22 protein-coding genes and 1 pseudogene are annotated in these 25,777 nt (G+C 65.7%); 17 read left to right on the forward strand and 6 right to left on the reverse strand.

Features of this window, described 5'->3' with window-relative positions; all coding sequences use genetic code 11:
- Positions 1-8 precede the first annotated feature (8 nt).
- The 15 genes and pseudogenes from bamA to DWG20_RS16645 all read left to right on the forward strand — a co-directional run bounded on the left by bamA (position 9) and on the right by DWG20_RS16645 (position 17,262).
- Positions 9-2,294: an outer membrane protein assembly factor BamA gene (bamA, locus tag DWG20_RS11885; protein ID WP_115434016.1), complete on the forward strand. Its 2,286-nt coding sequence runs from the start codon at positions 9-11 to the stop codon at positions 2,292-2,294.
- Between the two features lie 10 nt (positions 2,295-2,304).
- Positions 2,305-2,790: an OmpH/Skp family outer membrane protein gene (locus DWG20_RS11890; RefSeq protein ID WP_115434017.1), complete on the forward strand. Its 486-nt coding sequence runs from the start codon at positions 2,305-2,307 to the stop codon at positions 2,788-2,790.
- 50 nt (positions 2,791-2,840) lie between these two features.
- On the forward strand, positions 2,841-3,890 hold the full coding sequence (gene lpxD / locus DWG20_RS11895) for a UDP-3-O-(3-hydroxymyristoyl)glucosamine N-acyltransferase (protein WP_115434018.1): 1,050 nt from the start codon (positions 2,841-2,843) through the stop codon (positions 3,888-3,890).
- Complete coding sequence (fabZ, locus tag DWG20_RS11900) at positions 3,887-4,336, forward strand: 3-hydroxyacyl-ACP dehydratase FabZ (protein ID WP_115434019.1); 450 nt, start codon at positions 3,887-3,889, stop codon at positions 4,334-4,336. Before lpxD ends, fabZ begins: the two co-directional genes overlap by 4 nt.
- Before the next feature lies 1 nt (position 4,337).
- Positions 4,338-5,111 carry an acyl-ACP--UDP-N-acetylglucosamine O-acyltransferase gene (lpxA, locus tag DWG20_RS11905; protein ID WP_115434020.1) on the forward strand — a complete coding sequence of 258 codons (774 nt, stop codon included), beginning with the start codon at positions 4,338-4,340 and terminating at the stop codon, positions 5,109-5,111.
- A 3-nt stretch (positions 5,112-5,114) separates the two neighbouring features.
- A complete protein-coding gene (gene lpxB, locus DWG20_RS11910; protein WP_115434021.1) occupies positions 5,115-6,284 on the forward strand; it encodes a lipid-A-disaccharide synthase in 1,170 nt (389 codons plus the stop codon).
- Positions 6,281-6,862: a ribonuclease HII gene (rnhB, locus tag DWG20_RS11915; protein ID WP_115434801.1), complete on the forward strand. Its 582-nt coding sequence runs from the start codon at positions 6,281-6,283 to the stop codon at positions 6,860-6,862. The genes lpxB and rnhB overlap by 4 nt, the downstream gene beginning before the upstream one ends.
- Positions 6,863-6,924: 62 nt before the next feature.
- On the forward strand, positions 6,925-7,119 hold the full coding sequence (locus DWG20_RS11920; RefSeq protein WP_115434022.1) for a hypothetical protein: 195 nt from the start codon (positions 6,925-6,927) through the stop codon (positions 7,117-7,119).
- Between the two features lie 27 nt (positions 7,120-7,146).
- Positions 7,147-7,650, forward strand: coding sequence for a molybdopterin-guanine dinucleotide biosynthesis protein B (gene mobB, locus DWG20_RS11925; protein WP_115434023.1), 504 nt, complete (start codon positions 7,147-7,149; stop codon positions 7,648-7,650).
- On the forward strand, positions 7,634-8,833 hold the full coding sequence (locus DWG20_RS11930) for a molybdopterin molybdotransferase MoeA (RefSeq protein WP_115434024.1): 1,200 nt from the start codon (positions 7,634-7,636) through the stop codon (positions 8,831-8,833). The genes mobB and DWG20_RS11930 overlap by 17 nt, the downstream gene beginning before the upstream one ends.
- 3 nt (positions 8,834-8,836) lie before the next feature.
- Complete coding sequence (locus DWG20_RS11935) at positions 8,837-9,181, forward strand: 2Fe-2S iron-sulfur cluster-binding protein (RefSeq protein WP_115434025.1); 345 nt, start codon at positions 8,837-8,839, stop codon at positions 9,179-9,181.
- 34 nt (positions 9,182-9,215) lie between these two features.
- The gene (gene argE / locus DWG20_RS11940) at positions 9,216-10,376 is read left to right on the forward strand and encodes an acetylornithine deacetylase (protein WP_115434026.1); all 1,161 of its coding nucleotides are present in this window, start codon (positions 9,216-9,218) and stop codon (positions 10,374-10,376) included.
- Positions 10,377-10,600: 224 nt separating this feature from the next.
- A complete protein-coding gene (locus DWG20_RS11945) occupies positions 10,601-12,004 on the forward strand; it encodes a sodium-dependent transporter (RefSeq protein WP_115434027.1) in 1,404 nt (467 codons plus the stop codon).
- Positions 12,005-12,217: 213 nt separating this feature from the next.
- A pseudogene (locus DWG20_RS16640) lies at positions 12,218-13,663 on the forward strand (serine/threonine protein kinase); the annotation flags it as partial.
- Between the two features lie 2,189 nt (positions 13,664-15,852).
- The gene (locus DWG20_RS16645) at positions 15,853-17,262 is read left to right on the forward strand and encodes an EAL domain-containing protein (RefSeq protein WP_115434029.1); all 1,410 of its coding nucleotides are present in this window, start codon (positions 15,853-15,855) and stop codon (positions 17,260-17,262) included.
- A 263-nt stretch (positions 17,263-17,525) separates the two neighbouring features.
- Here the strand turns inward: DWG20_RS16645 and DWG20_RS11960 are convergent, their stop codons facing one another.
- Together DWG20_RS11960 and DWG20_RS11965 are read right to left on the reverse strand one after the other, a co-directional pair.
- Positions 17,526-19,025, reverse strand: a complete 1,500-nt coding sequence (locus DWG20_RS11960; protein ID WP_181880906.1) for an amidase family protein — start codon at positions 19,023-19,025, stop codon at positions 17,526-17,528.
- A 150-nt stretch (positions 19,026-19,175) separates the two neighbouring features.
- Positions 19,176-20,891, reverse strand: a complete 1,716-nt coding sequence (locus DWG20_RS11965) for a GMC oxidoreductase (RefSeq protein ID WP_115434031.1) — start codon at positions 20,889-20,891, stop codon at positions 19,176-19,178.
- A gap of 262 nt (positions 20,892-21,153) precedes the next feature.
- Here DWG20_RS11965 and DWG20_RS11970 point away from each other — a divergent pair, with 262 nt between their 5' ends.
- Complete coding sequence (locus tag DWG20_RS11970) at positions 21,154-21,918, forward strand: MBL fold metallo-hydrolase (protein ID WP_115434032.1); 765 nt, start codon at positions 21,154-21,156, stop codon at positions 21,916-21,918.
- A gap of 227 nt (positions 21,919-22,145) precedes the next feature.
- Complete coding sequence (locus DWG20_RS11975; RefSeq protein ID WP_115434033.1) at positions 22,146-22,631, forward strand: adenosine-specific kinase; 486 nt, start codon at positions 22,146-22,148, stop codon at positions 22,629-22,631.
- Between the two features lie 181 nt (positions 22,632-22,812).
- On the opposite strand, the gene DWG20_RS11980 is transcribed toward DWG20_RS11975, so the two are convergent.
- The 4 genes from DWG20_RS11980 to DWG20_RS12000 all read right to left on the reverse strand — a co-directional run bounded on the left by DWG20_RS11980 (position 22,813) and on the right by DWG20_RS12000 (position 25,727).
- Positions 22,813-23,280 (reverse strand): hypothetical protein, encoded by a 468-nt coding sequence (locus DWG20_RS11980; RefSeq protein WP_147289955.1) that lies wholly within the window; start codon positions 23,278-23,280, stop codon positions 22,813-22,815.
- A 116-nt stretch (positions 23,281-23,396) separates the two neighbouring features.
- A complete protein-coding gene (locus tag DWG20_RS15980) occupies positions 23,397-24,323 on the reverse strand; it encodes a hypothetical protein (RefSeq protein ID WP_147289956.1) in 927 nt (308 codons plus the stop codon).
- 503 nt (positions 24,324-24,826) lie between these two features.
- Positions 24,827-25,144, reverse strand: a complete 318-nt coding sequence (locus DWG20_RS11995) for a hypothetical protein (protein ID WP_115434037.1) — start codon at positions 25,142-25,144, stop codon at positions 24,827-24,829.
- A gap of 271 nt (positions 25,145-25,415) precedes the next feature.
- On the reverse strand, positions 25,416-25,727 hold the full coding sequence (locus DWG20_RS12000; protein WP_115434038.1) for a hypothetical protein: 312 nt from the start codon (positions 25,725-25,727) through the stop codon (positions 25,416-25,418).
- Positions 25,728-25,777: the final 50 nt, after the last annotated feature.

Genomic DNA, 25,777 nt, shown 5'->3' on the forward strand with positions numbered 1-25,777 from the left:
GCAATCTCATGAGAATGAAACTCGTTGCGGCAGCCATTCTTGGTCTGTCGACGTCCGCCGCTTGGGCGCTCGAACCTTTTGTGATCAAGGACATCCGCGTAGAGGGACTGCAAAGGACCGAACCGGGCACCGTCTTCAACTACCTGCCAATCAAGGCCGGCGACACCTTCACCGACGACAAGGCGCAAGAGGCGATCAAGGCGCTGTTCGCGACCGGCTTCTTCGACGACGTGCGCGTCGAGGCCGAGAACAATGTGGTGGTACTGGCCGTGGTCGAACGGCCGGTGATCGCCCAGCTGACGATCAGCGGCTCGAAGGAATTCGACAAGGAACAGATCAAGAAGTCATTGAAGAACAACGGCTTTTCCGAGTCCCGCGTCTTCGATCAGGCTTTGCTCGACCAGGCGGTCCAGGCGCTCAAGCGCGAATATTTCAGCCGAGGCAAGTACTCGGTCGCGATCACGCCGACCGTGACCCGGCTCGAGCGCAACCGCGTCGCCGTCACGCTCGACATCGCCGAAGGCGTGACCGCCAAGATCAAGGATATTCACATCGTCGGCGCCAAGGCGTTCAAGGAGGACGACCTCCGCGACCTGTTCTCGCTGACCACTGGTGGCTGGTTCTCGTGGATCACCAAGGACGACCAGTACTCCAAGCAGAAGCTCTCGGCCGACCTCGAGAAGTTGCGCGCGTTCTACCAGAACCAGGGCTACCTCGAGTTCAGCATCGAGTCGACCCAGGTGTCGATGAGCGCCGACAAGGAGGCCATCTACCTGACGGTGAATGTCAACGAGGGCAAGCGCTACACCGTGTCCGACATCAAGTTCGCCGGCGACCTGAAGGTGCCGGAGGACGAGCTCTCCAAGCTGTTGAAGGTCAAGCAGGGCGACGTGTTCAGCCGTGAACTCGTCAACGAGTCGGTGACCGCGATCAGCGAGCGCCTCGGCAACGACGGCTACGCCTTCGCCAACGTCAACGTAGTGCCGGACATCGACCGCGAGAAGGAAACCGTTGCCTTCACGCTGTTCGTCGACCCGGGTCGCAAGACCTACGTGCGCCGCGTGAACATCACCGGCAACAACAAGACGCGCGACGAGGTGATCCGCCGCGAGATGCGCCAGCTCGAGGGGGCACCGTACGCCAGCGACAAGATCAAGCGCAGCAAGGACAGGACCGAGCTGCTCGGTTACTTCGAGCAGGTGAACATCGAGACGCCGGCGGTGCCCGATACGCCCGACCAGGTCGACGTCAACGTCAACGTCAAGGAGCGGCCGACCGGCAGCGTCTCGGCCGGCGTCGGCTTCGTGCAGGGCGAGGGTCTGCAACTGTCGGCCAACGTGTCGCAGAGCAATATCTTCGGCTCGGGCAAGTCGATGTCGGTCGGCTTCTCGAACGGCAAGGTGAACAAGTTCGCCAACATCTCGTTCACCGACCCGTACTTCACGCCGGACGGGGTCAGCCTGGGCTACGACCTCTACCTGCGCGACTACCGTCCTGACGAGATCGACCAGAGCCAGTACCGGACCAAGACCACCGGCTTTTCGGTGCGCAGCGGCGTGCCGGTCACCGAGTTCGACCGCATCAACTTCAGCCTCGGCGTCGAAAACACCAAGATCACGACCTTCACGAACAGCCCACAGCGCTATCTCGACTTCGTGAACCAGTACGGCAGCAACAACAACACGCTGCTCGGCACGGTGGGCTGGGCGCGCGACACCCGCGACAGCGCGCTGTGGCCGACCCGCGGCGGTGTACTCAAGGCCAACGCCGATTCCGGCCTGCCGGGCGGCGACATCGAGTACTACCGCCTGACCGGCCAGGCGACCGGGTTCTTCCCGCTTTCGAAGACCTTCACGCTGATGCTCAACGGCGAGGTCGGCTATGCCGACGGTTACGGCAAGACCTCGCGCCTGCCGTTCTTCCAGAACTTCTATCTGGGCGGCATCGGTTCGGTGCGCGGCTACGACACTGGCAGCATCGGTCCGAAGGCCAGCAACGGCGACTACCTCGGCGGTACGCGCAAGATCGTCGCCAATGCCGAACTGTTGTTCCCGTTCCCGGGCATGAAGGACAACAAGTCGGTCCGCACCAGCTTGTTCTTCGACGCGGGCAGCTTGTGGGACGACAAGGAGTCCGGCAGCTCGGTAAGCGATGCCTTGCGTTACTCTGCCGGTGCGGCCGTCACCTGGCTGTCGCCGGTCGGTCCGATGAAATTCAGCTACGCCCGCCCGATTCGCAAGAAAGAGGGCGATAAGGCGCAGAGCTTCCAGTTCCAGCTGGGCACCGTGTTCTAAGGAGCGAGTCATGAAAGCGCTGATCAGTATCGCGCTGGCGGCGGGGCTGCTGGCGCCGGCGGCGGGGGCCGCCGACCTGAAGATCGGTTACGTGCAGATCGAACGCATCTACCGTGAGGCGGCGCCGGCAGTGGCGATCCAGAAAAAGCTCGAGAAGGAATTCGGCGAGCGCCGCACCGAACTCAAGCGCCTGTCCGACCGTGCGAAAGACCTGGAAAACCAGCTGTCGCGCAGCAGTCTGTCCGACAGGGACCGCAAGCAGGCCGAGCGCGAGTACGCCGGACTCGACCGCGACTACCGCGCGAAGGCACGCGAGTTCTCCGAGGACTTCAACCAGCGGCGCAACGAGGAGTTTTCCGGTGTGCAGGAACGCGCCAACCGCGCGGTCAAGCAGATCGCCGAGCGCGAGCAGTTCGACATCGTGCTGCAGGACGCCGTCTACGTCAGCCCGCGCATCGACCTGACCGCCAAGGTGCTCAAGGAACTGGAAAAGTAAGCGCAACCCTAAGCCCGGAGAAGCCGGCCTGAGGTCGGCTTTCATTTTTGATGAACTGGAAACTATCAGACATCGTCGCCCGTCTCGGCGGCGAACTCGTCGGCGCAGACCTCGGCGTCGCGCGCGTCGCGCCGCTCGAGAGCGCCGGTGCCGACGACATCAGCTTTGTCGCGAGCGCCAAGTACCGCAAGCAGCTCGACGTCTCTGACGCCGGCGCGCTGATCGTGCCGGCGACGTTGGCCGAGGCCGCGTCGGCGGGCGGGCGATCGCTGATCGTCACCGCCGACCCCTATCTCTATTTCGCCCGTCTGTCGCAGCTCTTCTACCCGGCGCCGGTGCCGGTCGCCGGTGTACACCCGGCGGCCACGTTGGCCGAGGGGGTGGACGTCGCCGCGACGAGCGAGATCGGCGCGCGCGTCGTGCTCGGCAGGAATGTGAGAGTCGGCGAGCGCTGCCGGCTGTTGCCGGGCGTGGTGGTCGGCGACGACACGGTGATCGGCGACGACGTCACCCTTTACCCGAACGTGACGATCTACCACGACTGCCGCATCGGCTCGCGCGTGACGATCCATTCGGGCGCGGTGATCGGCGCCGACGGCTTCGGCTTCGCGCCGAGTCGCGACGGCTGGGTGAAGATCCCGCAGGTCGGCCGGGTCGTGATCGGCGACGACGTCGAGATCGGCGCGAACACGACGATAGACCGCGGCGCGATCGACGACACGGTGATCGGGCAGGGCGTCATCATCGACAACCTGGTGCAGATCGCGCACAACGTCGAGGTTGGCACGCGTACCGCGATCGCCGGCTGCGCCGGCATCGCCGGCAGCACCAAGATCGGCGCCAACGTCGTGATCGGCGGCGCGGTGATGATGGTCGGCCACATCATGATCGCCGATGGCACCTTCATCGGCGGCGGCACCCTGGTCAACAAGTCGCTGAAGACCGCCGACAACTATTCTTCGTCCTACCCCCTGTCGACGTACAAGGAGTGGGTGTCGAACGCAGTCCATTTGCGCCACCTGGACGGGCTCGCGAAGCGCGTGAAGTCGCTCGAGCGCCAGCTGGCGGCACAACAAAACAAAGAGGATTCAGAAAAATGAGTGAAGCCGTCAGCATCGACGTGCGCGAAATCATGCGCTGCCTGCCACACCGTTACCCCTTCCTGCTGGTCGACAAGGTGACCGAGTTCGAGGCGAACGTGCGCGTGAAGGCGATCAAGAACGTGACGATCAACGAACCGTTCTTCATGGGCCACTTCGACGGCTACCCGGTGATGCCGGGCGTGCTGATCATCGAGGCGCTGGCGCAGGCGGCCGGCATCCTGTCGATCAAGAGCGTCGGCGAGCGCCCGGAGAACGAACTCTACTTCTTCGTCGGCATCGACAACGCGCGCTTCAAGCGCCAGGTGGTGCCGGGCGACCAGCTGACGCTGGAAGTCGAGCAGGTCGCGGTGAAGCGCGGCATCGCCAAGTACAACGCGCGCGCGCTGGTCGACGGCCAGGTCGCGTGTGAAGCCCAGATCATGTGCGCCAAACGCGAGGTGTGAGATGGCGATTCATCCGACCGCAATCGTAGACCCGAAGGCCCAGATTGCGCCCGACGTAGAGATCGGCGCGTACAGCATCGTCGGCCCTGACGTGACCATCGATTCGGGCAGCTGGATCGGCCCGCACGTCGTCGTCGAGGGCCATACGGCTATCGGCAAGAACAACCGCGTGTTCCAGTTCTGCTCGCTGGGCGCCGCACCGCAGGACAAGAAGTACGCCGGCGAGCCGACGCGGCTCGAGATCGGCGACAACAACACGATCCGCGAATTCTGCACCTTCAATGTCGGCACCGCGCAGGACGTCGGCGTCACCCGCATGGGCGACGACAACTGGGTGATGGCCTACGTGCACATGGCGCACGACTGCCAGGTCGGCAACCACACCATCTTCGCGAACAACGCGACCTTGGCGGGCCACGTCCACGTCGGCGACTGGGTGATCCTCGGCGGCTTCACCAGCGTGCACCAGTTCACCGTGATCGGCGAGCACGCGATGACCGCGTTCTCGAGCGCGGTCGCCCAGGACGTGCCGCCGTTCGTGATGGCGGCGGGCAACCGCGCCAAGCCGGCCGGCATCAACGCCGAAGGCCTGAAGCGCCGCGGCTTCAGCCCGGAGGCGATCCGCGCGATCAAGAGCGCGTACAAGACGATCTACCGCCAGGGCCTCGCCTACGACGACGCGCGCAGCCAGATCGAGGCCGAGGCGCTGAAGGTACCCGAACTGGCGCCGTTCACGCGCTTCTTCGCGCTGTCCGAGCGCGGCATCATCCGTTAAGCGATGCCCGAGTCACTGTTCACCCGAAAGGGGGCGCTCAAGGTGGCACTGGTCGCCGGAGAGGCGTCGGGCGATTTGCTCGGCGCGCACCTGATGGCGGCGATCAAGGCGCGTCACGGCGACGTCGAATTCGTCGGCATCGGCGGCCCGCGCATGCTCGCGCAAGGCATGCACTCGGTGGTGCCTCAGGAGCGGCTCGCCGTGCGCGGCTACGCCGAGGTGCTCGGCCGCCTGCCTGAACTCTTGCGTATCCGCGCGAACCTGCGCGACGCGCTGCTGGCCGGGCGTCCCGATGTCTTTGTCGGCATCGACGCGCCCGACTTCAACCTCGGGCTCGAGAAGGCGCTGAAAAAGAAGGGCGTCCGCACCGTTCATTATGTCAGCCCGTCGGTGTGGGCGTGGCGGCCCGAGCGCGTCGGCAAGATCGGCGACGCGGCCGACCGCGTGCTGTGCCTGTTCCCGATGGAGCCGCCGCTGTATGAGAAAGTCGGCGTGCCGGTGACCTTCGTCGGCCATCCGCTGGCCAGCGAGATCCCGCTCTCGCCCGACAGCGCGGCGATGCGCGAGCAGCTCGGCCTGCCGGTGCACGCCCCGGTTTTCGCGCTGCTGCCGGGTAGTCGCGTCAGCGAGATCGACTACATGGGCGAACTCTTCGTCCAGACCGCGCGGCTGCTGCACGAGCGCTACCCGGACGCGCAGTTCCTGGTGCCGCTGGCGACGCGCGCGACGCTCGACGCGTTCGACAAGGTGCTGAGCCGGCTCAAGGCGTGGGACCTGCCGATCCGCAAGCTGTTCGGTCACGCGCAGATGGCGATGATCGCCAGCGACGTCGTGCTCGTCAAAAGCGGCACGTCGACGCTCGAAGTCGCGCTGACCAAGAAGCCGATGGTGATCACCTACAAGCTGTCGTGGCTCACCTACCGGCTCGTGAAGCGCAAGCTGAAGCTGCCGTGGGTCGGCCTGCCGAACATCCTGCTCGGCGACTCGGTCGTGCCCGAACTGTTGCAGTACGACGCGACGTCCGAAAGGTTGGCCGAGGCCGTCGCCGCGCTCTACGACGACGAGGGGGCGCGCAAGAAGCTCATCGCGCGCTTCACCGCCTTGCACGAGTCGCTCAAGCAAGACACCGCCGGCCTTGCCGCCGACGCGGTGCTCGAGGTGGCAGGGTGCTGATCGCCGGCGTCGACGAGGCCGGTCGCGGCCCGCTCGCCGGCGCGGTGTTCGCCGCCGCGGTGATCCTCGACCCGGCCAAGCCCATTCAGGGTCTGGCCGACTCGAAGAAGCTCAGTGAAAAGCAGCGCGACGCGCTCGCGCCGCAGATCAAGGAGAGGGCGCTCGCCTGGTGTATCGCCAGCGCCAGCGTCGCCGAGATCGATACGCTCAATATCCTGCAGGCGACGATGCTCGCGATGCGCCGCGCGGTAGAAGGCTTGGCCGAGGCCCCCTGCGAGGTGCTGATCGACGGCAACCGCGTGCCCAAGGGGCTGGCGATGCCCTCGCGCGCGATCGTCAAGGGCGACGCGCTGGAGCCGGCGATCTCGGCGGCGTCCATCCTCGCCAAGACCGCGCGCGACGCCGAGCTGGTCGCGCTCGACGCCGAATATCCGGCCTACGGTTTCGCGCGTCACAAGGGCTACCCGACCGCCGAACACCTGGCCGCGATCGAGGCGCACGGTGTGCTCGCGGTTCACCGCAAGACCTTCGGGCCGGTCAAGCGCTGGCTGGCCACGCACCAGGGCGAACTCTTTTAGCCTCTTTCCTTGCCCGGACTTCGGGTCGATAGTGGTAAGAAGCCCCCGTGAAGGAGTGTGCCATGAACCGCTACTGTATCTGGTTCGTGACCCCGGACGACGACGTGCTGCGCCGGGCCGAAGTGACGCTCAACAACACCATCCATTGCCACGCGGTGCTCGAAGAGATCGAGGCGCAGCTGGCGATAGACTGCGGCCTCACCTCGGTGGTCATCATGGATTGGAAGCGGTTCGAGGCGCCGGCCGCGTCGCCCTGAACGGCCAGCCACCCGTCAGGAGCGATCATGAAGATACTCGCAGTTTCCGGCTACTCCGGCTGCGGCAAGACCACGCTGATCACGCGGCTGATCCCCCTGCTTAAGGCGGCCGGGCTGTCGGTCGCGGTGATCAAGCACACCCACCACGACGTCGAGTGGGACGCGCCCGGCAAGGACAGCTACCGGCACCGCGAAGCCGGCGCGCGCCAAGTGATGCTGGTCACGCCGACGATGCGTTTCTCGGCCGAACCGTTGGCCGAGGCCGACGCGGTGCCGCTGATCGCCCACGTCGCCGCGCTGTCGCCTTGCGACCTGGTGCTGGCCGAAGGCTTCAAGCACGAGCCGGTGCCGCGCATCGAGGTGTACGACGCGGCGCTTGGCAAACCCTGGCTCTACCCCGAAGATTCCCGCGTGCTCGCGCTGGCAAGCGATACGGACCCCGTGACCCATCTGCCGTGCTTCCCGCGCGACGCGAGCGACGACATTGCCCGTTTCATTCTGGATTGGTTCCACCATGCAAAGCTTTCTTGACGTGAACGCCATGCGCGCCTGGCTGGACGCGCGTGCCACCGCGCTTGCCGAGCGCGACACCGTAGAACTTCTGGCCGGCCTCGGCCGCATCCTCGCCGAAGACCTCGTTTCGACCTTGAATGTTCCGCCGCACGACAACAGCGCGATGGACGGCTACGCGGTCAGCTTGGCCGAGCTCGGCCAACCCTTGCCGGTCAGCCAGCGCATTCCGGCTGGCGTCGTGCCCAAGCCGCTCGCACAAGGGACCGTCGCGCGCATCTTCACCGGCGCGCCGATTCCGGCCGGCGCCGACTTGGTCGTGATGCAGGAAGTGTGCACCGTCGGCGAAGACGGCCGCGTGACCATCGCCGGCGAAGTGAAGGAAGGCCAGAACATCCGCCGCGCCGGCAGCGACATCGCCACCGGCGCCGTCGTCGTGCCGGCCGGCAAGCGGCTGACGCCGGCCGACCTCGGCCTCTTGGCGTCGATCGGCATCGCCGAGATCGACGTGCTGCGCCCCTTGCGCGTCGCGGTGTTCTTCACCGGCGACGAACTGACCGAGCCGGGCGAGCCGCTCGCCGACGGCAAGATCTACAACTCGAACCGCTACTGGCTGACGCCGCTGCTGCTCGAACTGGGCTGCGAGGTGAGCGACCTCGGCATCGTGCCGGACAGCCTCGAGGCGACGCGCGAGGCGCTCTCCGACGCGGCCGATTTCGCCGACATCATCCTGACCTGCGGCGGCGTGTCGGTCGGCGAGGAGGATCACGTGAAGGCGGCGGTCGAGTCGGTCGGCGAGCTCAACCTGTGGAAGATCGCGATCAAGCCGGGCAAGCCGTTCGCCTTCGGCCGCATCGGCGCCGCCGACTTCGTCGGCCTGCCGGGCAACCCGGTGTCGGGCTACGTGACCTTCCACGTGTTCGTGCGCCGCTTCATCGAGCAGCGCCAAGGGTTGGCCGAGGTGCGCGAGCCTACGGTGATCAAGCTGAAAGCCGCGTTCGAATGGAGCCGCGCCGATAGCAAACGCGAGGAATACCTGCGCGTGAAGCGCACTGTGGAAAACGGCGAGACGGTGCTCGCGCGCTTCGCCAACCAGAATTCGGGCGTGCTGTCGTCGTGCGCGTGGGCCGACGGCCTGGTGCGTCTCGCGCCCGGCCAGACCGTCGCGCCGGGCGACTGGGTCGACTACCTTCCGTTCGAATAAGCGATGCCGCAAGTCGCATTCTTTGACGAGGCCGGCGAGCCAATAACGACGCTGGACGCGGTCGCCGGCGGCAAGCTGATCGACCTCGCGCAGTTCCATGGCCTGCCGCTGCACTGGCGCTGCGGGCAGGGCACCTGCGGCACCTGCCGAATCAAGGTGAGCATAGCCGGCGCGCCGGCCTTGCCGGTCGGCCGGCTCGAGCGCAACGTGCTTTTGCGCGAAAAGCTGATCGACACCGCCGCGGCGGTGTCGGATAAGTGGCCGGCCGATGGCGTGCGCTGGCGGCTCGCCTGCCACGTCGTCGTCATTGATGCGGACCTTTCCGTGACGTTGCCGAGCGCGCCTTGAGCGCCGTACACTGGGGCATCTCACCGGAGTTGCCATGCCCGCCTCCCAAGACCTGCTCGCCCGGCTGGTGGCGTTCGACACCACCAGCCGCCGCTCCAACCTCGACCTGATCGACTGGGTCGCCGACTACCTGTTCGACTACGGCCTGCGCCCGCGGCTGAGCTACAGCGACGACAAGCACAAGGCCAACCTGTTCGTGCGCATCGGCCCCGGCGACGAGCCGGCGCTGGTGCTGTCCGGCCACACCGACGTGGTGCCGGTAGACGGCCAGGACTGGCACACCAACCCGTTCACGCTGACCGAGAAGGACGGCCGCCTCTACGGCCGCGGCAGCGCCGATATGAAGGGCTTCATCGCCAGCAGCCTGGCGCTGGTGCCGCAGGCGGTAGAGCTGTCGAGAGAGGGCAGGCTCGCACGGCCGATCGCGCTGGCGCTGTCCTACGACGAGGAGGTCGGCTGCATAGGCGTGCGCAGGCTGATCGCCGACGTGGTCGCCGCCGGCGAGAAGGTGTCGGGCGTGATCGTCGGCGAGCCGACCGAGATGAAACCGGTGATCGCGCACAAGGGCATCGCGCAGTACCGCTGCCGCGTGATCGGCCGCGAGGCGCACTCGTCGCTGACGCCGTACGGCGTCAACGCGATCGAGTACGCGGCCAAGCTGATCGTGCACCTGAGAAGGTTGGCCGAGACCGAGGCGGCGTTCGGCCACCGCAACGCGCTGTACGACGTGCCGTTCACGACGCTGCAGACCGGGCTGGTCCACGGCGGCGTCGCCGCCAACATCGTGCCGCGCGACTGCGAGTTCGTGTTCGAATGCCGCTGGCTGCCGGGCGACGATCCCGAGCGCTTCACCGATTCGCTGCTCGAATACGTAGCCACGCTGGTCGACGAGATGCGGCAAGTCGCGCCCGAGGCCGACATCCAGATCGAACCGCTGGTGCATTGCCCGGCGTTCGAGGCCGACGAGGGTTCGCCGGTGCGCGTCGAGACGGCGCGGCTGTGCGGCTGCAAGGACGGTGTCGGCGTCGCCTCCGCGACCGAGGCGGGGCTGTTCCAGGAGGCCGGCCTGCCGGCGGTGGTGTGCGGGCCGGGCTCGTTCCGCGAGGCGCACAAGCCTGACGAATACCTCGAAGTCGCGCAGCTTGGCGCCTGCGACGACTGGATGACGCGGCTTCTCGCGCATCGTCTGCGCTAGTCTTTCCCGCTTCGCAACGCCCGCCCGGCTTCGCACGCGCGGGCGCTTCGCTTTGTGGGCGGGCAACGCGAGCGCATGGCCTGGACTGAGTCGCCATGCGAGGAAACGGGTAAACCCGGCGTGGCGACGACTTGTGCGGCGGCGGGGGAGGCGGCACAATGCGCGCCTCCGGAATGTCCCGCCACAAGCGTGACGCTCCGACCGAAAACCCCACGAGGCGATTCATGACGCAACCAGCCAGCACCGCCGCCCGTCCGGCCAAAGACGGGCCCGCCGCCCAAGCCGCGCGCGACGGCTTCACTTCGAGCTTCGGCGTCCTCGCCGCGACCCTCGGTTCGGCGGTCGGGCTCGGCAATATCTGGAAATTCCCCTATCTGACCGGTGCCAACGGCGGCGCCGGCTTCCTCTTGGTCTATCTGGTCGCGACCTTGCTCGTCGCGCTGCCGGTGATGATCTCCGAGATCATGCTCGGCCGACGTGCGAAGGCCGACGCGGTGACGACGCTGGTGCGGCTCGCGCCTTCCGGTCAGTACTGGTGGCTGATCGGCGCCTTCGGCGTGGTCGCGGCCTTCCTGATCCTCGCCTTCTACTCCGAAGTCGCCGCCTGGGTGTTCGCCTACATCTTCAAGGCGATCGCCGGCGACATCCTGACCACCGACCCGGCCGAGGCGTCCAAATCCTTCGCGGGCCTCGTGTCCGACCCTATCGCGTCGCTCGCGTGGCAGTGGGCGGTGCTCGCGCTGATCGGCGGCATCATCCTGATGGGCGTCTCCAAGGGCATCGAGGCGGTCACCAAGCGGCTGATGCCGCTCCTGTTCCTCCTGTTGATCGTGATCGGCGTGCGTAGTCTGACGCTGCCGGGCGCGTCGGCCGGCCTCGAATTCCTGTTCGCACCCGACTTCTCGCGGATCACGCCGGCAGTGGTGCTGACCGCGATGGGGCTCGCCTTCTTCAAGCTGTCGATCGGCATGGGCACGATGATGACCTACGGCAGCTACTTCCGCGCCGACGAGAACGTGCCGGCGACCGCGCTGCGCGTGATGAGCGCCGACCTGTTCGTGTCTATGCTCGCCGGTATCGCGATCTTCCCGGCGGTGTTCGCCTTCGGCTTCAAGCCCGAGGCCGGGCCGTCGCTGCTCTTCATCACCATCCCGGCGGTGTTCGCCAACATGCCTTTCGGCCAGCTGTTCCTGGTGCTGTTCTTCGTGCTCGCGGCGATCGCCGCGACCGGCGCGATGCTGTCCATCCTCGAGGTGCCGGTGTCGGTGATGAGCGAGCGCCTCGGATGGAGCCGCAAGAAGGCGGTGCTCGTCAACCTGCTGCTGCTCGCGGCGATAGGCTCGACCTGCGCGCTGTCGAACAGCCTTGCGGCCGACATGAAGCTGTTCGGCCTGAACGCCTTCGACCTGTTCGACTACGTATCGTCCAACATCCTGATGCCGGTCGGCGGCATCGGGCTGACGGTGTTCGTCGCCTGGGTGTGGGGCCGGCCGCGCTTCGAGGAGGCGCTGTCGAACGGCGGCAGGATCGCCAACAAGGGCCTGCTCGACGTGCTGTTCTTCATCACGCGCTGGGTGACGCCGCTCTTGATCCTGGTCGTCATGCTCAAGGGGCTCGGGGTGTGGTGAGCGTCGGTCGTCAATACGTATAACGGGCAGGGGTTTCCTGCCCGTTTTTGTTTGGCTACCCTCTGCGAGGGCATCTGGCCATGCCGCACCGAGCAATTTGTTGTCATTTCTGCTCGATTTGCGATATATCACTCGGTCTATGGTGAAAAAACGAAGCTGCGGCAAAAGCGTGCCATCGAGCAGACGCAACGGCCTTGTTCTAGGGGACTCATGATGACGCTGCCCGGCTTCACGCTGGTCGAGACGCTGTACGACAGCCCCGGTACGGCCGTTTACCGAGCGCGGGCGGATGACGACAGCACCCGCTCCCTGATCCTGAAAACGCCGAAGGCGGCATTTTTGCGCCAGGAAGAGCTGACGCGCTACCGGCGCGAGTACGACGTGCTCGGCCGGCTGGAGCTGCCGCACGTGATCCGTGCGCACGAACTCAAGATGATCGGCAAGCGGCCGGTGCTGGTGCTCGAAGACGTCGGCGGCCGCTCGCTGGCGCAGCAATTGCCCGGCGCCGGGTGGACCTTGGCCGAGCGTCTCGAGATCGCGATCTCTATCACCGAGGGGGTGGCCGAGCTGCATGCCGCGCGCGTCATCCACAAGCACCTGACGCCGGCCAATATCGTCTTCGATCCGGCCTCGCGCGAACTCAGGCTGATCGACTTCGGCATCGCGACCCACCTCACGCGCGAGAGCCCGGCGGTCAGCCATCCCGATACGCTCGAGGGCACGCTCGCCTATCTGTCTCCCGAGCAGACCGGGCGCATGAACCGCACGCTCGACTACCGCAGCGACTTCTACTCGCTCGGCGTGACGCTGTATGAACTCTTCACCGGCACCTTGCCTTTCACGAGCGACGACACGCTCGCGCTGATCCACAAACACCTGACGCTGCCGCCCGAACCCGCGCACGAGCGCAATCCCGGCTTGCCGGCGGTCCTGTCCGACATCCTGGCCCGGCTGATGGCCAAGACGGCCGACGCGCGCTATCAGAGCGCCGAGGGCATCAGGCACGACCTGGCGACCCTGCTCGAGGCGTTGCGTTCGGACGGCAAGGCGCCGCGTTTCGCGCTCGGCCGGCAAGACGTTCCTAGCCATTTCCAGCTGTCGCAGAAGCTCTACGGCCGCACCGAGGAGACGGCGCAGCTTCTGGCGGCGTTCGAACGCGCGAGCCGGGGCGCGCACGAGCTGATGCTGGTCGCAGGCTATTCGGGCATAGGCAAGAGCTGCCTCGTGCACGAACTGTTCAAGCCGCTGACGCGCCAGCGCGGCTACTTCATCGGCGGCAAGTTCGACCAGTTCCAGAAAAACATCCCTTACAGCGCGCTTGTCAGCGCGTGCCGCGAGCTCGTCAGGCAATTGCTGACCGAGAACGCGGCGAGGCTCGGGCACTGGCGCTCGGAGCTCGCCGCCGCGCTCGGGGCATCGGGCCAGGTGATCGTCGACGTGATCCCCGAGGTCGAGCTGATCATCGGCCGGCAAGAACCGGTGCCGGCGCTCGCGCCGCTCGAGACGCAGAACCGTTTCAACCTGGTGTTTCAGGGCTTCTTGCGCGTGTTCTACCGGCCCGACCATCCGCTGGTGATCTTCCTCGACGACCTGCAATGGGCCGACAGCGCGACGCTGGCGCTGCTCTCTGTGCTGATGACCGACCGCGACGCGCGCTACCTCTTGATCGTCGGCGCCTACCGTGACAACGAGGTCGGCGCCGACCATCCTCTGTGGTCGCTGCGCGACGGACTGATCCGCCAGGAGGCGAGCGTCGCTTACGTCGAGCTGGCGCCGATGGCGTTGGACGCGATCACCGAGATGGTGGCGGACACCCTGTTCTGCGACGCAGACACGGCGCGGCCGCTCGCGCGACTGGTCAAGGAAAAGACCGGCGGCAACCCCTTCTTCGCCGGCCAGTTCCTCTCGACGCTCTACGAGGAAGGCTTGATCACCTTCGGCGGAGGGAGTCACGGGGAGGCCGATGCCGCTGTGCGCTGGCGCTGGGACATGGCGCGCATCGCGCGGGCCAACATCACCGACAACGTCGTCGAGCTGATGGTCGGTAAGCTGCGCAAGCTGCCGGCCGAAGCGGTCGAGGTGCTGAAGCTCGCCGCGTGCCTGGGCAACCGCTTCGACCTCGATTCGCTGGCCATCGTCTACGCGCGACCGCTCGGGCCGACCTTCGTCGCGCTCAAGGCCGCGGTCGGCGAAGGCCTGGTGATCCCGACGTCGGCGCTGGAAATGCTCGGCGCCGACGCCGGCGCACCGCTGGTCTTCGCGCGCTACCAGTTCCTGCACGACCGGGTGCAGCAGGCCGCTTACGCCCTGGTCGACGGCGACGTGAAGCAGGCGCTGCACCTGCGCATCGGGCGGCTGTTGCTCGAGAGCGTGTCGGTGTCGGCGCTCGGCGACCGGCTGTTCGAGATCGTCGACCATCTGAACCGCGGCAGGGACGGCATCACGCTGCGCTCCGAGCGGTTGAGGCTGGCCGGGCTCAACCTCGAGGCGGCGAAGAAGGCCAAGTCGTCGGCCGCCTACAGCGCCGCGCTCGGCTATCTGACGTGCGCGTTTTCGGTGTTCGACGGTGACTGGCGCGACGATTACGCGCTGTCGCTGGCGCTGAGCCGCGAAGGCGCCGACCTTGAATACCTGAACGGCAATTACGGGCGCGCCGAGGCGTTGATCCAGCAGATCTGGCAGAACTCGACGTCGGTGCAGGAGCGGGTGGCGGCGTACTCGCAACTGGTGACTCAGCGCACCATGCTCGGCAAGAACGAGGAGGCGGTCGTCGCGGCCGGGCAGGCGCTGCAGCTTTTGGGCATGGGCTTCCCGGCCGAGGCCGACCTGCAGAGCGCGCTGGACGCCGAACGCCTTGCGATCGAGCAGGGCCTGGCGGGGCGCTCGATCGCCGACCTGATCGCATTGCCGCCGATGAGCGACCCGACGATCCGCTCGGCGATGCAGGTCTTGATGACGGTGCACACCACCGCCTATTTCGCCAATTACTACACGCTGTACTGCTGGGTGCTCGCGCGGATGACGCGGCTGTCGATGGAGTACGGCAACGTGCCCGAGTCGGCCAAGGGCTACGCGAGCTTCGGCAACACGCTGGCCGCGCACTGGGGGCGCTACGAGGACGGCTACGAATTCGGCATGCTGGGCGCCGCGCTCGCCGACCGCTACGCGCACCAGGGCCTCAAGTGCAAGACGCGGCTGATCCTCAGCATGTTCCTCAACCACTGGACGCGCCCCTTGGCCGAGGCCGAACGCTTCGACGAAGAGGGGCAGCGCGCCGGCATGGAGGCGGGCGAGTTCCAGTTCATCGGCTACATCCTGGTCCACGGCCGGACGCTGAACCGCCTTTTCGCCGGGGCACCGCTCGCGCCGCTGCGCTCGGAGATCGACCCCCACCTCGTCTTCACCCGCAAGGTGAAGCACAACCTGTCGACCGACTACCTGGTCGGCGTGCAAAGGCTGATCGCGGCGCTGGCCGACGAGGCGCCGGATGCGCAAGGGTTGGCCGAGGCCGACGAAGAGGCACGCTATCTCGACACCTGCGCGCAGAACCGCAGTTTCGCCGCCTTGTGCTCCTATCACACGCTCAAGGCTTTCGTGCACTACCTGCTGGGCGATATGGACGCCGCCTACGCGGCCATCGAGGCCGCCGAACCGCTGCTCGGCTACGTGAAGGGCACGATGACCGAGCCCGAGCACGCCCACTACCTCGCGCTGATCCTGCTCGCGCGCGAGACGACGCCCGGCACGCTGGCGCGGGCCGAGGCGTGCCTGGAGCGCTTGCGGCAGTGGGCCGTGCACGGCTCGGCCAACTTCACGCACAAGGCGCTGCTGGTCGAGGCGGAACTCGCATGCGCGACCGGGCGCATCGCCGACGCGCTGGAGGGCTACGACCAGGCGATCGCCGCCGCCGGCGCCGACGGCTTCCTGCACTACGAGGCGCTGGCCAACGAACGCGCGGCGCGCTTCTGGTTGGCGCGCGGCAAGCCGGAGTTCGCGCGACCGTATCTGCACCGCGCGCTCGACGGCTACCGTGCGTGGGGCGCAGAGCGCAAGCGGGCCGGGCTTGCCGCCGCATTCCCGGAGCAGGGCGTCGAGTCCCTGTCCGGCGGCGCGCCGCGCGCCGCCACCGCCGGGCGGCTGGGCGACCTCGACCTCGCGTCGGTGCTCAAGACGAGCCAGGCGATCTCCGGCGAGATCGTGCTCGATCGGTGCTGTGTGCGCCCATCCTGCAGCGCGGCGAGCTGTCCGGGGTGCTCTACCTAGAGCACCCCGCGGTCGCCGGCGCGTTCTCGCCCGAACGCGTCGAACTCTTAGGCCTGTTGTCGACGCAGGCGGCGATCTCGATCCAGAACGCCCGCCTCTACGCGAGCCTCGCCACCGAGGTCGCCGAGCACCACCGCGTCGAGACCGAGCTGCGCCAGACCGAGGCCAAGTACCGCGACATCTTCGACCACGCGGCCGAGGGCATCTTCCGCACCGGCCGCGACGGCCGGCTGTTGATGGCCAACCCGGCGCTCGCGCGCATCATGGGCTACGCGTCGCCCGACGCACTGCTCGGCGACTACCCCACGCTGATCGGCGACGCCTTCATCGGTGCCGACCTGAAGGCCGAGCTGCTGATCCGCATCGCGCGCGACGGCGTGATCCGCAACTTCGAATTCATCGCGCGGCGGCGCGACGGCAGCGTCGTCGAACTGTTGATCGGCGCGCACATCATCCGCGACGACGCCGGCCAGGTGCTCTACTACGAGGGCATCCTGCAGGACATTTCCGAGCGCAAGCGGCTCGAGGCGACGACCGGGCTAGACCCGGCCTATCTCGAGCTCGAACTGACCGAGAGCGCGTCGATGAGCGATCCTCAGAAGAATATCGAGCTGATGTACCGGCTGAAGGCGCTCGGCATCGGGCTGGCGATCGACGACTTCGGCACCGCGTATTCGAACATGTACTACCTGAAGAGTTTTCCGGTGAACAAGCTCAAGCTCGACGGCTCCTTCATCCGCGAGATCGCCAGCGACGCGCGCAACCTCGCGATCGTCGACGCGATCATCTCGCTCGCGCACCGGCTCGGCCTCTCGGTGGTCGCCGAGATGGCCGAGAACGAGTGCCAGGTGGTCCTGCTCGCGACGCGCGGCTGCGACCAGATCCAGGGCAATTATTTCAGCCCGGCGCTCGACGCCGCCGTGTGCGCGGCGCTGCTGAAGAGCGGGCGCGTGCCGCTGCCGGAGGCGCTCGAGGCGCGTCGGGTCCTTTCCTAGACCCGCGAGGGGGCAGCTTGGGTTGCGACGACTAGGAGGAAGGGACGATAAAAACGGGCAGCGCAGGCTGCCCGTTCGTCGTTTGAGAAGGGCTTCAGGCCTCGGCCAACGTTGCGGTCCGCCCTGACAGTTCGCGCAGATAGGTCCACGGGCAGACGCCGCCCGAAAATGCGACAGATGCGCCCGGCCAACGGTGTCGCGTGCCGCATCGCTCGAGCCGCCGGGCATCCGACGCGGGCGGAGCGGGGCAGGCGCGCGTTTGGCTACGGCCCGTCCGCGCCGTCCGGGTTTTGCTCGGCGCGCGCCATCGCCGCCAGCAGCAGCGGGTCGTTCCAGCGGCGGGCGGCCAGTTGGACGCCGACCGGCAGCCCTTCGCCGCCGCGCAACGTGCGCACCCACGCGCGGCGCACGAGGTCGAGCCCGGCGCGGTGGCCGCGCGTCTCGTCGGACCGCACCGTCGTTACCGGCACGACACCCGCCGGATAGCCGAGCAGGTTGTAGAGCACGCTGTAGCTGCCGCCGACGCCGACGCCGACGCCGAGGTCGTAGCTGTCGCCGTGGCGGTAGGCGGGCAGCGCGGTGGCCGGGCCGAGGATCAGCTCGATGCCGTCGCGCTCCATCGCGTCGGCGAAGCGGCGGCGGTAGTCGCGGATCGCCTGCAGGCAGCGCTCCCTCGCCGCGCCGCCGTGCTCGCCGACGCCGTCGAGCTGGGCGGCCAGCGCACGTTGGCCGAGCCCGCGCAATGTCCACGCCAGCGCCTTCGCCTGCCAGCGCTTCAGCGAGGTGACGCCAACGATCAGCCGGACCCTTCTGTCGAGCGGGTTGTCCGAGAGCGCGGCGCGCCGCCACGCGCCGCCGTCGCAGCTGAAGTAGCGGTTGAACAGCGCGACGGCCTCATGAGGCGCGGGCGGCTGCCACGGTTCGACGCACAGCCCCGCGTCGCACAGCCGCTGCGCGGCTTGCTCGACCGCGCGACGGGCGCTCGGGCACGCCGGTAGGACGCCGTCGTCGAGGAAGTAGCCGACCTTCCGGCCGGCGAGGTCCATCCGCTGCCAGTCGGCCAGCGGCGGCGGCGGCCCGTCCCGCGTGCGCGGCGGCGATACGGCGCCGAGCACCGCTGCGACGTCGGCGACCGAGCGCGCGAGGATGCCGACCTGGTCCTCGAGCAGCCCCATGCCCGGCGGCGCGCCCCACTGCTCGCGCTCGGGCAGCCAGCCGGCCGTCGGCATCAGCGCCGCGATGCCGCACCACGCCGCAGGCACGCGCACGCTGCCGCCCAGATCGGTGCCGAGCCCGAGGTCGGTGACGCCGGCGGCGATCAGCGCGGCCTCGCCGCCGCTGCTGCCGCCCGGCGTGCGGTCGGGCGAGAGCGGATGGTTGACGCGGCCGAACAAGGGGTTATCGCTCTCGTGGAACAGCAGCAGCTGCGACACGTTGCCCTTGCCGACGATCAGCGCCCCCGCCCGCCGCAGCCGGGCCACGTAGTCGTCGTCGCGTTCGGCGCGGTGGGCCTTGCGCGACGGCAGACCCCAGGTCGACGGCTGCCCGGCGAGGTCGAGCACGTCCTTGACGCTGGCGATCCGGCCGGCCAGCGCCGGCGGCGGCCGGCCCTCGCGGCTGTCGGCATCGAGCCGCCGGGCGTCGGCCCGGGCGGCGTCGCGGTCGTCGGCGACCAGCGCGTTGAGGGCGGGCTGCGCGGCGTCCAGGCGGCGCAGGGCCGCTTCGAGGCGGCCCGACGCGGAAGGGTGGGCGTGTATCGGCATCGTATTGACGGGTTGAGGGGGAGGCGGGGATTGTAACCGACACGCCATTCGAATGGCATGTCACGCGCGGGACCGGCAAGCTTGGCCGAGCCTTTCCCGGTGGCGCGCATAAAAAAGGCCCCGGGAGGGGCCTCGAAGAAGCACGCCGCGTCAGCGCGCGCTCAGCCGGTCGGCGAGGTCCTGCGCGAGCGCGACCATGGTCATCGTCGGGTTCCACGAGCCGCTCGCCGGCCACAAGGACGCGCCGGTCACGTAGACGTTGTTCGCGCCGTTCAGCTTGTAGTCGAGGCCGACCACCGCGTCGTCGCCTTCGCCTATCCACATCGTCGAGCCTTCGTGCACGAGGCCCGGCACGCGCACCGCGTCCTGCGACGGGCGCTCGGCCTTCCACGTGCCGCCGCCGTTCGCGTCCGGGTGCCAGTACTCGACGCGCGACGCGCCCTTGGGCGACAGCACGCGCTCGAGCGCCTGGAAGGTGCCGTCTTCCATGGTCTTCCATACCTTGGCGTCGTTCTCGCTCTCGATCACCTGCAGCGTGACGTTGGTCGTCGGGTCGGCCCCGTCGTTGCGGCGGTACCAGTTGTCCTTGTTCTTGTTGTCGATCTCGCCGAGCACCGCGCAGACGAAGACGACGTCGTCCTCGGATTCGAGCAGCTGTTCGATCGTCGCGGTCGCGACCACGTCGGGCATGTGCTGCGCGGCGGTCGCGGCGTTCTTGACCGGGTGGCGGTCGGACAGCGCGCTCAGCTGGATGTGGTACTGGCCCTGCGTTTCCTCGTTCTGGCCGGCGAGGTAGATCGCACCGAGTTCCAGTTCGCCGATCTCGGACGCGAAGTCGTAGTCGGCGCGCGGCACGCGCGCGATGATCGAGCTGATGAAGTGGGCGGTGAAGCGCTCGCCGGCGAGCTTCGCCTCGGGGAAGGAGTTGAGCACCAGCGTGGTCGCCGGCAGCGTGCCCATCGCGAGGATCAGCTGCGCCTTGCCGACGGCGACGACGCCGCGGCTGGTCTCGAGCGCGGTCGCGGTGCCGTCCTGCTCGACGATGCGCTCGACGACGCATTCGGTCGCGATGGTCAGCGGCGCGCCACGGCCGGCGGCGGCGAGCTTCTGCTGGCGGTCGGCGATCTCGAGCATAGGGCCCGGGGTCGAGAACTTCAAAAAGTCGACGTATTCGAGGCGGGGCGCGTCGACCGCGAGCGGTGCGGCCATCACGCGCGTCGCCGACGGGATCTCGCCGAGGCCGTTCTCGAGCCGCTGGGTCAGCCGTGCCTGCAGTTCGCCGAAGATCGGCCGCATGCCGGGCGGCGGCGCCTTGTCGCCCTTGTCGAGGTCGGCCGCCGAGATCACGTTGAGCAGCGTCTCGGCCGATTCGAAGTAGCGCTGCGCGGCGGCGATGGTTTCCTTCGGCCAGTCGGCCATTTCCTCGGGCGTCGGGCGCGGGCACCACGAGCTCCACATGATCGAGCGCCCGCCGAAAAAGGGCACCATGCCGTGCTGCCACTTGATGTGGCGCGCGTCGTGCGTCTTGGCCGACAGCGTCCACGGGAAGGTCTCGGACAGGCCGCCGAGCGTCTGCTGGTACGGCAGCGGCAGGTTCTGGAAGTGTTCGGGCAGGAAGAAGGGGCCGCGCTCGAGGATCAGGATGCGCGCGTGCGGGTTGTTCTTCAGTGTGCGTTCGACGAAGCCGAGCGCGCAAAAGCCGCTGCCGATGACGATGTAGTCGAACTGCTGGTCTTCGCGGATCTGTTTCCAGTCGGTGTGCGACGCGAAGAACACGTGGTTCATCACGTCCTGCGGGGTCGGCGTCTGCGGGCCCGGGGTCGGGAAGCCGTAGTTGAAGTTCGGTGCCGACGATGCTGTTTTCATGCTGTCTCCTCCTGTCAGGGGGTCGTGCTCTCGGGTGAATGTCTGCCTTCTTGTTATTCAATTGGTATATGCAAATAGCTTTTATTAGGCAAGAAACAATTTTCTTGGGCGGGCGACAGGGAAGGGCGGCGTGAGGGGGGCAGCGAAGGCGGGGGCGATACATCGGTTTGGGGCGTGGCTTACCTTGCGAACGGCGTGTGGTTCGCGTCCTGCGGTGCGCGTTAGACTGAATCATGTTCCCGGCCCTTGCAGAGCGAGCACCATGTCCACCCTACCCATCGCCCGCGCCGCCGACTGGTACCGCGTAGAGCGACTAGACGACGGCGTCACGCGGATTCACGAGCACCACATCGCCCCGTTCTACCGCTGCAATATCTGGCATGTGCGAGGGCGCGACCGCGACCTCTTGGTCGACTCGGGCATGGGCGTGGTCAGCCTGACGGGTGCGGTGCCATGGTTGGCCGAGCGCCCGATCGTCGCGCTGGCGAGCCATTCCCACTTCGACCATATCGGCAACCATCACGAATTCGCCGAGCGCGCGTGTCACCGGCTCGAGGCGCCCATCCTCGCCGACCCGGCGCCGGCGGCGACGCTGGCCGAGCGTTACGCGGTGATCGAGATGTTCGACGCCTTGCCGCCGGGCGGCTACCGCCAAGCCGACTATCGGGTCGAGGCCGCGCCGGCGACGCGCGTGCTCGAAGACGGCGACGTGATCGACCTCGGAGACCGGGTGTTCGAGGTGGTGCACGTGCCCGGGCACTCTCCCGGTTCGATCGCGCTGTGGGAGGCGGCGACGTCGACGCTGTTCTCGGGCGACGCGGTCTACGACGGTCCGCTGATCGACGATACCTACCATTCCAACCGCGACGATTATGTCGCGTCGATGCAAAGGCTGCGCGCCTTGCCGGTGCGTGTCGTCCACGGCGGCCACTTCCCGAGCTTCGGTCGCGAGCGCTATTTGCAGTTGATCGACGACTACCTCGCCGGACGGCGTTCTCCGGGCTGCCCGCCCGTTACATCTGCCTGAAGCGCGAAGCGTGGCTGCGGCTCAAGGGCAGCATTTCGGCGCGGTCCTTCCGGTGGATGCGCAGCCGGCCGACGGTGCGACTCGGGCGTGCGACGAAGCGCAATGGACGGCGGCCAATAGCGGACGAGGGGGCCGAGGTTGCGCGGGCACGTGGGCCAGAACGCGCCTAAGCTGATGGAGTCCCGCACGGCCCGAGCGGCCGGTCGGTCTTGGAAAGGAGCCGTTCCATGCAACTGATCTCTGTGACAATCGACAAGCCGGAGGCGACCAACTTCATCCTCGGCCAGACGCACTTCATCAAGTCCGTCGAGGACCTGCACGAAGCGCTGGTTGCCGCCGTGCCGGGCATCAAGTTTGGCGTGGCCTTCTGTGAGGCTTCCGGCCAATGCCTGGTGCGCTGGTCCGGCACCGATGCCGCGATGATCGAGCTGGCCCAGAAGAACGCGAAAGCGATCGACGCCGGCCATAGCTTCATCATTTTCCTCGGCGACGGCTTCTACCCGCTGAACGTACTGAACGCGGTCAAGATGGTCCCCGAGGTCTGCCGCATTTTCTGCGCGACCGCCAACCCGACCGAAGTGATCATCGCCGAGACGGATCAGGGGCGAGGGATACTCGGCGTGGTGGACGGCTTTTCGACCCAAGGAATCGAAGGCGACGACGACATCCGATGGCGCAAGGACCTGCTGCGGCAGGTCGGTTACAAACTCTGAGAGCTTGGCACAGAATATGCCGCGAGCGCTCCTCGGCGGGTGAAGCGCAGCGCAGAAACCGGGGTTTACGTGGGGTAAATTGAATCGCCCCCACTTCCCTAACGTCCAAGCTGACCGGCGATCTTGACGCCGCGAAGCGGCGGCAAGAACGTCCGGTGGAGCGCCTTGTTGGGTGTAAACGCTAGAGAAACCACGACGCCAGCCTTGCCACCGAATTTGTGGACGTTCGAATGCGACGGCGAGGCGTCATTACGAAGCCCAGTTCATTTCTTGTTTTCTCTCTATCAACAACTGACATTGTGAGATATAGAAGGTGCAAGCGTGCGATGAGGTCCCATTGGGGCTCATCAATCTGAGCAGCCAGGCTTTTAGCACCGGTGTCGCCGCAATAGGAAGTGAACTGCTCTTTCACGAACTGAACAAATTGCGCCGGCGAGAGATCGGCCACCCGCGATGCGTATAGGCCGAACTTATACCAACTTACGCTTCCGAAGTTGTCCGCCGCAGTATGGATTCGCACCGGACAGTTGTTAAACGACAAACGGCTATAGATGGTCTGCGTGTTTGTGTCGAGGCCCTTGATGTTGTGTGCATCCACCAGAGTGTGGATCACGTCACGAATGTTCGTGGTCGCGGGCAGCGTTGCCACGATACCGTCTCTCCACCGCGATGGAAGTTCCATGCTTTTTACACCCAACGCTCAGGTTCAGCCGCGTGCCCGCCGAAGGCGGGCACGTCGGCTGGAACCTTTTGTTGGGCTTTCCGTTACGGGAGTCGGCGGAGAATTAACTCAAAATCAAGGTTTTTAACTACTGCGAGCCCTGCTGCTCCGGCAAGGCTTTGTGAGCCGTTGTCGCCATTGGGACCTTGATACCCATTTGGCCCTCGATTGCCGCCGTCGCAGTAGGTGCTCCCATGTCCGCCGTCACCGCCGCGTCCACCGTCACCACCGGCACCGCCAATACCCGGATTGCCTGGACTGCCTGCTGCTGCGACAAATGTATAGCTGGCCTGCGGAATAGGCGCTGCGCCTACGTTATAGAAGAATAGTTGGCCTCCTTGTCCGCCGTGTCCCGCGTCGCCTCCGTGGCCACCCGGACCACCTGAATATCCTCTGCCACCGTCGCCGCCGCTGTGTTTGCAGCCTGGGAAAGGCCAATTTGAATCCGCTGCATCTCCACCCCGTGGTCCTTCGGCACCAGTGCTTCCCTTGACACCATTGCCACCATGGCCGCCATCTTGACCATCAAGATTGACGTTTAATGTTCCATGTAGCTCCTGGATGACGTGAATGGCGACAATGCCACCACTGTCACCAGGTGATCCAGGACGACCGGATTCACCCACTGCCGATCCCGACGTTCCCGCCTTCGCTCGCTTGTCGGCGGGACTGAATGACACGATAGAGCAATTCTCAGAGTGAAGCTTATTGACAAAGATCACTACGGTGTTGCCGTTCGTAATGATTTTTGCATTGTTCTTGAGTTCAAGCTTATCAAGGGCAATAAATGCAAAGGTATTCTTCTCGTAACTTGGTCCCCCAATAACCAAGTCCGATCCATTAAGTGTGACGGTGCCTCCGGCTCTAAGCCGTAAACCGAAGTCGACTTGGCTAATATCCCTATCTATTGCAGCCTTAACTTCGTCTGGTAAGACATCATAGTTGATGGGAATTCCTTGGTACTCTGCCATACGATGCTCTCCTTTTGTTTGCGGCGTAAAGCCCGCGAGGGATGAAAACTATCGTCTTAGTCGGCATTGGCTTCTTGCCAGCTAAGTTCCACAACGAAGTTTGGACATGCATTGTTAGGTGTGCATGCGTAGCGAAGGCGAATAACTACGGATGTGACACCATCTACTTCCTCAAGGGTCGCTTGCATCACGGAACATCGTTGAGGAGGAAGAGTGTAGCCAACGTATTGTTCCGCGATGACTCTAAACGTCAATGATCCTGCTACAGCGCGCATCCCATCCTGAACGTTGAACTTATATCTGTGCTCAAGATAGCCTAGTGCATTAACTGACACAGTTGGCATGATCGTATTCTCGCGACATTACATTAATAACTGTGCTGCTTCAGAAAGCCCAACGTCAAAGCTGAGGGGCGCCGCGCTTTTTGCGGCGTCCCTCTCCAGCGCCGTGTTAGGCAACACTGCTATTAATCGAGACTGCCCCCAGTTTCTTGCAAACCTTCCTTAGAGCTGCCCTTCTCCCGGGTCCTCCAGCTTGCTTTGTACGCGAAAACTCGGTGAAACTGCGCCATCGATAAAGGATACCCTGCAGGGACCTTCGTTGCGCACAAGATCGAGATAATGCTGGTACATGACAAACGACGCATGGGCGGTACCGGTTTTTGAACTGACATCGAAGGTGTTGGGCGGTAGGGCGCCCGTCGAATCGACGAAAACCAGATTGAGGGTATGCCCGTTGCCGCAATGGAGAACGATTTTGCCTTCTTGCTTGCCTCCGATTGAATACAGGTTGACACGGTAGTGTTCAAGGATTTCTGACATTTGGCTCTCCTTTGTTGAATGCTGCGCTAACCATGAAGCTTAGAAGTTGCCAGGAACCGCAGCAACTCAAGGCTTTGATCGTACAGCCAGCTTCCTTATCTGGAGATAAACACGTAGACGCCAACTGTCGTTACCAACAGCGACCCGACCGCCGCCAGCGCCATCGTGACATCAGCCAAGCGCGGCTCAATGAGTGATACCTCCGTCGCCTAACGTTCAAAGTGAGGGGCGCGAGCCGCTTTGCGGCGAAGCGTCCCTCTCGACTGCAATGTTAGGCATGTTTTTTCCTTGGGTGGTGATAACGCCAATTGGCCAGGCAGATGTAGGCAAAGAGGAACACGCCGAGCGAGAAACCGACACCGTAGAACCAAGGCTTCAATTCTGGTGAAGGTGCCAATGTGCCGGCCATTTCTGCAAAGAACAAACCGACGGGGGTAAATAGCAATGTTGGTGTCATGGCAAGCATGGTGACACCCTCGCCGTAATGTAAGCGGAGCGGCACATAGGTTAATGGCAAGGTAGAGATTACGATCAGGATCAGCCAGTCTTGCCGCCCAAGTTTCCAGTGGATTCCCAGCTTCATCGCAAAATGCCTAACTATTAATTAACCATCACTACTGAAGTCTAAATCAT

Source organism: Crenobacter cavernae (assembly GCF_003355495.1).
GTDB classification, from domain to species: domain Bacteria; phylum Pseudomonadota; class Gammaproteobacteria; order Burkholderiales; family Chromobacteriaceae; genus Crenobacter; species Crenobacter cavernae.